Origin of the sequence: Lacrimispora sp. (genome assembly GCF_032078915.1) — a bacterium.
Taxonomy (GTDB): Bacteria; Bacillota; Clostridia; order Lachnospirales; family Lachnospiraceae; genus Lacrimispora.
This window is the reverse complement of the sequence record NZ_DAMAUN010000157.1, coordinates 1-7,063: the sequence shown is the minus strand read 5'-3', so window position 1 is coordinate 7,063 and position 7,063 is coordinate 1. Positions and strand designations below refer to the sequence as shown.

At 43.5% G+C, this 7,063-nt stretch carries 8 protein-coding genes; 6 read left to right on the top strand and 2 right to left on the bottom strand.

The window, feature by feature from the left end; translation table 11 throughout:
• Positions 1–142 precede the first annotated feature (142 nt).
• Positions 143–1,885, bottom strand: coding sequence for a methyl-accepting chemotaxis protein (locus RT269_RS29235; protein ID WP_313188002.1), 1,743 nt, complete (start codon positions 1,883–1,885; stop codon positions 143–145).
• Between the two features lie 303 nt (positions 1,886–2,188).
• On the opposite strand from RT269_RS29235, the gene RT269_RS29230 reads away from it, so the two are divergent.
• The 5 genes from RT269_RS29230 to RT269_RS29210 all read left to right on the top strand — a co-directional run bounded on the left by RT269_RS29230 (position 2,189) and on the right by RT269_RS29210 (position 5,727).
• A complete protein-coding gene (locus RT269_RS29230) occupies positions 2,189–2,650 on the top strand; it encodes a hydrogenase maturation protease (protein ID WP_313188000.1) in 462 nt (153 codons plus the stop codon).
• On the top strand, positions 2,643–2,900 hold the full coding sequence (locus tag RT269_RS29225; protein ID WP_313187998.1) for a hypothetical protein: 258 nt from the start codon (positions 2,643–2,645) through the stop codon (positions 2,898–2,900). The genes RT269_RS29230 and RT269_RS29225 overlap by 8 nt, the downstream gene beginning before the upstream one ends.
• Before the next feature lie 66 nt (positions 2,901–2,966).
• Positions 2,967–3,437: a cytochrome b5 domain-containing protein gene (locus tag RT269_RS29220; RefSeq protein WP_313187996.1), complete on the top strand. Its 471-nt coding sequence runs from the start codon at positions 2,967–2,969 to the stop codon at positions 3,435–3,437.
• Positions 3,438–3,514: 77 nt separating this feature from the next.
• Complete coding sequence (locus RT269_RS29215; RefSeq protein WP_331664264.1) at positions 3,515–4,348, top strand: hydrogenase small subunit; 834 nt, start codon at positions 3,515–3,517, stop codon at positions 4,346–4,348.
• Positions 4,349–4,350: 2 nt separating this feature from the next.
• Positions 4,351–5,727, top strand: a complete 1,377-nt coding sequence (locus RT269_RS29210) for a nickel-dependent hydrogenase large subunit (RefSeq protein ID WP_313187993.1) — start codon at positions 4,351–4,353, stop codon at positions 5,725–5,727.
• On the opposite strand, the gene RT269_RS29205 is transcribed toward RT269_RS29210, so the two are convergent.
• The gene (locus RT269_RS29205) at positions 5,715–5,876 is read right to left on the bottom strand and encodes a hypothetical protein (protein WP_157724401.1); all 162 of its coding nucleotides are present in this window, start codon (positions 5,874–5,876) and stop codon (positions 5,715–5,717) included. The two genes, RT269_RS29210 and RT269_RS29205, sit on opposite strands and share 13 nt — an antisense overlap.
• 113 nt (positions 5,877–5,989) lie before the next feature.
• Between RT269_RS29205 and RT269_RS29200 the strand changes: the two genes are divergently transcribed.
• Positions 5,990–7,063, top strand: a 1,074-nt coding sequence (locus RT269_RS29200; RefSeq protein WP_313187991.1) for a recombinase family protein, incomplete at its 3' end; no start/stop codon positions are given.

Below are 7,063 nucleotides of genomic sequence, written 5' to 3'. Positions count from 1 at the left end.
CACCCGGACAGAGGCTCCAGACTAGCCACTTATGCGGCCAAGTGTGTGGAGAATGGTATCCTATCATAACGGCTCCAAACGGGGCGAACGCATGGAACCGGTGTATGTCTGCGGCAGCAGAGCATACGCCGGTTTCTGACGGTTATATATTAAATTCTAAAATCATATCATGTAAATCTTCGGCAAGACCGGATAAGATGTCACTGGAAGCTGCAATTTCTTCTAACACATCGGCTTCCTCCTCCATAGAGCGGTTGACCTCCCCGGCTGCAGATGAATTCTGCTTTGCAATATCAGATAAATGCTCCAGCAAAGTCAATATCATATTTTTCATATCATACATTTCTTTTCCCGTGTTGCTTAAGTGGACAGAAGCCTTTTGGGATTCCTCCATGGTTTTGTTTATGAATATGTAATTCTCTCTGCTGCTTTCGACACGCTGGGTCTGTTCTGCGGTGATATTTTTAATCCGCCCCATAATGTCAACGGCATTTGTGGCATTCTTCTGCAATTCCGAAACAATCTCTTCAATATCTTTAGAGGAGTCAGCCGATAGGGCAGCCAGATTTTTTATCTCATCTGCAACTACGGAAAAGCCTCTTCCTGCATTACCGGCCTTGGCGGCCTCGATTGATGCGTTTAAGGCCAAAAGCTTGGTCTGGAATGCGATTGAAGAGATCAATCTGCTTGCCTCACTGATCTTTTGAGAGCTGTCATTTGTTTTTATTATTAAATCAAATATTTTCTCATTGGCACAGTTGCTTTCTTCTGTAATGGTATAAAGGCTTTCCATTTCACCAAATCCACTGCTTATAGCCTCGGTCACATTTGTAATGGAACTGTTAATGTGATTGGCAGACTCCAGATTGTTGTCAATGATATTACCCAGCTGAAGGATCCTTGAGGTTCCCTCCATTGTATTTTGGGTCTGCTCCAGGGCTCTTCCGGCAATTTCCTGGATTGCATTTGATACTTCTTCCGCAGTTTTGGCAGATTGGGAGGAAGCGGCAGTCAGCTGCTGAGCGGTGACGGCCACCTGTTTGGAGGAGGCATTGATTTTCTGAATGATAGTTTTAAAGTTATCCCGTATGCTTTCTAATGAATTGGCTAAGATCCCGAATTCATCCTTCTTACGCAATTCTTTCCGGGAAATATCGCTTTTTAAGTTAAATTCAGCTAACTTTTTTGAATAATCAGAAGCGCGCTTAATGGATCGTGATATTTTGCCGGAAAAAATCAATCCGCATATCATGATGATTGCAGTAAATACCAGGAGGACCACGATGCTGATTTCCTTAAACCGGTTAAGCTCCTGATAAATGGATCCGGCATCAAAATCCGCACCTATGATTCCCGCAACATTGCCCTGGCTGTCCTTTAAAGGGTAATAAGAGCTAATAAATATGCCCCAGCCCTCCACAACGTTTAACTGATGATCCGTATAGGGGCTGCCGCTCCAAGCCTGTTCATAGGATGGCACTGATTCCTCCGTATCTCCGATATGTGAAAGTTCCTCAGCAGGAGATCCGTCAATGACGTACATGAATTTCCCTTCATCTGTTTTCCTCATGGTGAAAATATATTTGGCTCCGCTAATTTCCCTTATTTTTATCAGATTTTCTCTTTCCTGGACATAGTAATCCGTTTTTTCATCTTCTGGGGATGTCAGGGTTTTAAATGTTTCTATATCAAGATACTTGCTGGACTGGGATACTGTCCGGAAAGCTTCCTCGGAAGCCCTGGTGGTTATCATTTTATAGCTTTGTAAGTATAGGATGTACGCCAAAGCTGCGGCAATGGATATTACCACAACCAGAAAAAACACTGTAATCTTTACTCTGATATTTTTACGAAAAGAAAATTTTGATAGAAAAGAAGTTTTCATACGAAGCCCCCCAAAAACAATAGTTTGACCAAATCCATGGCTGATTCTTGATCAGTATATCCTTAAAGTGGTAAGGGTGCAAGCTTGATTTTTCCGAAAAATCGCAAAAATATGTGCAAAAGAAACAAAAGTTTATAATGGTTTATGTGAGTAGTGCATAAAAGTTTTGGGAAAATCATCCTTATTTTTCCAGCATAATCAGGAATACAGTTACCTTTCCGCCAATAATCCCCCAGCAAAGAATATTTAAATTTGTCCAACATATATATTGATAAATAACAAATTTGAGAAGGGGGCAAGGGTATGGTGAAGTTAATTGCTATCGGCAATCGTTTTATGAAGGATGACGCCATAGCAATTAAAGCTGCCGAAATCTTGGAAGACCGGCTGATCCGCCAGGAAGTTCAAGTGATCATTGGTGAAACCGATTTTCAAAACTGTTTTTATTTACTAAATAAGGATGACTTTGTTTTCATCCTTGATGCACTTTCTTCAGGAGCAGAGCCGGGAAGCGTTCATCTGACCAGCCTTGAAGATGTGATGTCACAGCCTTCCTTATTCTCCATGCAGCATGATTTGAGCATGGTGGAACTCATGAAGCTATATGGCAGTCAATTTAAAGGGTACATGATGGGCATAGAAATCTGCGAAATCGGCTTTGGCCAGGAACTAAGCACTGTTTTAAGGGATAAATTGCCCCAGATCTGCAGGGTAATTGAATGCGAAATTAAAAAAATCATATCGGAGGAAATCACGAATGCATGATACGTTCCTAAATGAAAATATATATGAAGCGATTGTTGAAATATGCGGGGAGAATTATATTGAGAAGATTTTTTATTTGACCATTACGGTACATACAAACAGCCATATAAGTGAAGACAGCCTCCGTGACTATTTTTCAGAAAGAAACAATACGCTTATTGGAGACTGGACAAACATACAGGTTCTTAAACGGGAAATAGAGCCGCTTACTGCGGTTATAGATGAAATTGAAGGTGAGATATCCCAATGAGAAGGGCCTGATTATGATCCGGCAAAAGTATCAATCATTCAGTTTTTTATTATGGGAGGTTATTTCATGGAATTAAATATGTTTTTGAATTACATCGGGAACTGCGTCAAGCATATAAATGAGGATATTGAAAGACTTCATTCCAACCAGTACAACAATAACGTTGTGTTGGATCATTTGAGCAGTGAAGTGATCATGCTGGAAAGTCATATCAAATATTTTAGTCAGTCAAATCAATTAGATATGGAAGAAACACAATATCCATATCAGGCCATCCATGCAAATCAAGCGGAGGAGGAAGTTCCAAGATACTTTACCCTGGAAGAGTTATCGAGGTATAATGGAGAGAACGGAGCTCCGGCTTATGTAGCGGTAAACGGAGTGGTGTATGATGTGACAAATAATTCCGTCTGGAGAGGAGACAGCCATTTTGGCCTTAATCCTGGAAATGATTTATCAGTTAATTTTGCAACATGCCATCCGGGAGCAATGGTCCTGACCAGATTACCGATCATTGGCTATTTGGCTACAGAGTAAAGTTGGTGAAATGTTTGGATCGCGGGAGCTTTGAATGTCCTTATCAGGAAAGCAGGCTAAAAACAACGGAAAGTCTTGTGAACAGAGTAAGAGATGAAATTGCTGGAGAGACGCGGCAAAAGCGGAATCTTGTCTGGCTTGAATTAAATGGCTGCTCTGGTAATACCATCTCCCTTCTGGACGGACAAAATCCGGATTTTAAATATCTGCTCACTCAAATGACCAATTTTATATACAGCAACAGCCTGATGAATTCTTATGGAAACAAGGCCATGGATCAGCTGTTTGACGTGATAGGCAGTGATTATATCCTTGCTGTGGAAGGGGCGGTATCTTTAAAGGACAACGGTTCTTATAACGTCATCGGCCGGCACAACGGCAGGGAGATCACTGGGTATGAGGCGGTTAAAAGACTGGGAGAACAAGCGGCCCATGTGATCGCCGTGGGAGCCTGCGCTTCCCATGGAGGCGTGTCAGCGGCAAGGCCCAATCCAACCCAATGTGTGGGAGTACAGGATGTTTTGCAGAGAAAAGTGATTAAATTAACAGGCTGTCCATGTCATCCGGACTGGTTTATGGGCACTCTGGCTTATCTGATATTATATGGGGAACCCCCGCTTGATAACAGGGATCGCCCTTTGATGTTTTACAGCATTACCATTCACGACAGATGCCCAAGGAGATCATATTTTGACAGCGGCATCTTTGCAACGAAGCTGGGACAGGAAACCTGTATGTATATGATGGGCTGTAAAGGACCGGTTACCCAGATCGATTGTCCCATTCGTCAGTGGAACGGGCATGTCAACTGGCCCATAGGAGGAGATTCGTCCTGCATCGGATGTGCCCAGTTTGGATTTCCTGATGCAATGGAGCCTTTTATCATCTATGACACCATGAGAGGAGAGTAGATATGGCGGAGAGGATAACCATCAATCCTGTTACCCGGATCAGCGGCTTCATGGAAATTGATGCCGATATTGAAGAACAGTCAGTGGTGGATGTAAAAATGAGAGGCCTGATGTTCCGGGGATTTGAAAAAATGCTTCAGGGCAGAAGCCCTTTTGATGCTGTTTATTTTACACAGCGCATCTGCGGTATCTGTTCAACCGCACATTCCATTGCTTCTGCTCTTGCCCTGGAAGAAGCATTGAACATTGTCCCCTCTGAACAGGGAAGGTATTTAAGGGACCTGCTTCATGCCTGCGAATTCCTGCAAAATCATTTAAGGCATTTTTACCAGTTTACCTTGCCGGATTTTGTAAAGCTTCCTGAGGATTATCCACTGTTTAAGACAGATCACAATGATTACAGGCTTCCAAAGGACATTAACGATAAAATGGTGAACGATTACTTTGAATCCCTTCAGTTCAGCAGGGATGCGCATCAGATGCTGGCCATTCTTGGAGGAAAAGCTCCTCATAATCACGGAATATTCATTGGAGGGATCACTTCACCGATCTCAGCAGATAAGATCATTGCCATAAAATCTATCCTATATAACATAGGACAGTTTATCGTTGAAAAAATGATTCCGGACGTATACACAATCGGAACCTTTTATCCGGAGTATTATCATTACGGAGGCGGCTATGGCAATTTACTGACCTATGGCAGCTTTAACGATTATAAAAATTTGGGGACGCTCTATGTGGATCCTCTTGTTTATTCCAATGGCAAGACATCTCCCTTTGATCCTGCCCTTATAACTCAGGAAGACGAATATGCCTGGTTTAACGAAAATGATGAACCGGACAGAAATAAACCCCAGGCATATTCCTGGATAAAAGCGCCGAGATACAATAATATCCCTTATGAGGTAGGGCCGTTGGCGAGGCAGTGGCTCTCCGGCGAGTACAGAAACGGGATCTCTGCCATGGACCGGACCATAGCAAGAGTGCTGGAAGCCAAGAAAATTGTGGAAATTATGCAAACCCTTATGGATCATCTGATCCCGGGAGTATCCATGCAGAGGGAATATGAAATTCCTGTGCAGGCAGCGGGAAAAGGACTGGTGGATACGACACGGGGAGCCCTGGGCCATTGGCTGTATATTGACAACAGTAAGATAGGCTTTTACCAGATCATAACCCCGTCTGCATGGAATCTGTCAACACAGACAAATGGAATGAAGGGAACCGGAGAACAGGCACTGATGGGGGTACCTGTAAAAGATGTAACAGCGCCTGTGGAAATCGGAAGGATCATACGGTCTTTTGACCCCTGCGTGTCCTGCGCTACCCATGTTTTCTTAAGCGGAAAGTATATGAATACCATTCAGGTTGTGTGAAGCTCTTCCATAAGAGCCTGTTTTTGGTCATTCGGGCAGGAAAGCTGCTGGATATATTGAAGAACAGCCTGGCTATGCAGGAGTGCAGCTTTTTTTCTCAATTCTTTTCTGTCTTCTTCTGTTTTGGGCTGATATACGATCATATTCATAACAAGGACCTGATATAGACTGTTATTATAATGTATGATGCCTCCCATGTCCTGTATGTTTGGATTAAGGGGGCGGAACGCAGCGCTATGCTTTAGTAAGGAGGAAGGGCCAGGTGGAAGCCGGGATAGAACGGTTTGCGATTTATTCAAGAAAATCAAAATTTACCGGAAAAGGAGAGAGCATCGGAAACCAGATCGAGCTGTGCAGACAATACATATCCACACATTATGGAGCGTGTTTCGCTGACAGCGCCTGTGTATATGAGGATGAGGGGTTTTCCGGAGGAAACCTTGAGCGGCCTCAGTTTAAAGTCATGATGCAGGAAGCAAAAAAAAAGAAATTTACGGCGGTCGTATGCTACCGTCTTGACCGGATAAGCCGTAATATCGGTGATTTTGCAAATCTGATTGAAGAGCTTAATGAACTTCATATTTCCTTTATCTCCATAAAAGAGCAATTTGACACATCCTCTCCCATGGGGCGGGCCATGATGTACATTGCTTCTGTTTTCTCTCAGCTGGAGAGAGAGACAATCGCGGAACGCATCCGGGATAATATGCTGGAGCTTTCCAAAAGCGGAAGATGGCTGGGAGGAAATACTCCTACGGGTTATACGTCGGAGAGCGTGTCCTCCGTGACCATAGACGGTAAGGTGAAAAAAGCATTTAAGCTTAAGATGATTCCGGATGAGGCAAATCTGGTCAAGGTGATTTACGGGAAATTCTTAGAGACAGGATCACTGACTCAGACGGAAACCTATTTGCTCCAGAATGGTCACAGGACAAAATATGGCCGTTTATTCAGCCGTTTTGCAATAAAAGGAATACTGACCAATCCGGTTTATATGATTGCAGATCAGGAGGCCTATGAGTATTTACGGGAAAAGAATGTGGATCTGTTTGCGGAAAGAGAAGCCTTTGACGGAAACCATGGAGTGATTGCATATAACCGTACCCTTCAAAAGGCCGGAAAAACCCACGAGATGAAAGATATGGAAGAATGGATCGTGGCAGTTGGAAAGCATAAGGGAGTGATTTCCGGCTCCATGTGGGTCAAGGTTCAGCTGCAGCTGGATCAAAATAAGTCTAAAAATTACCGGAAACCCCGCAGTAATGTGGCATTGCTGTCGGGAATCCTCTTTTGCGGCGGCTGCGGCGGTTATATGCGGCCCAAGCTGTCCGGCCGG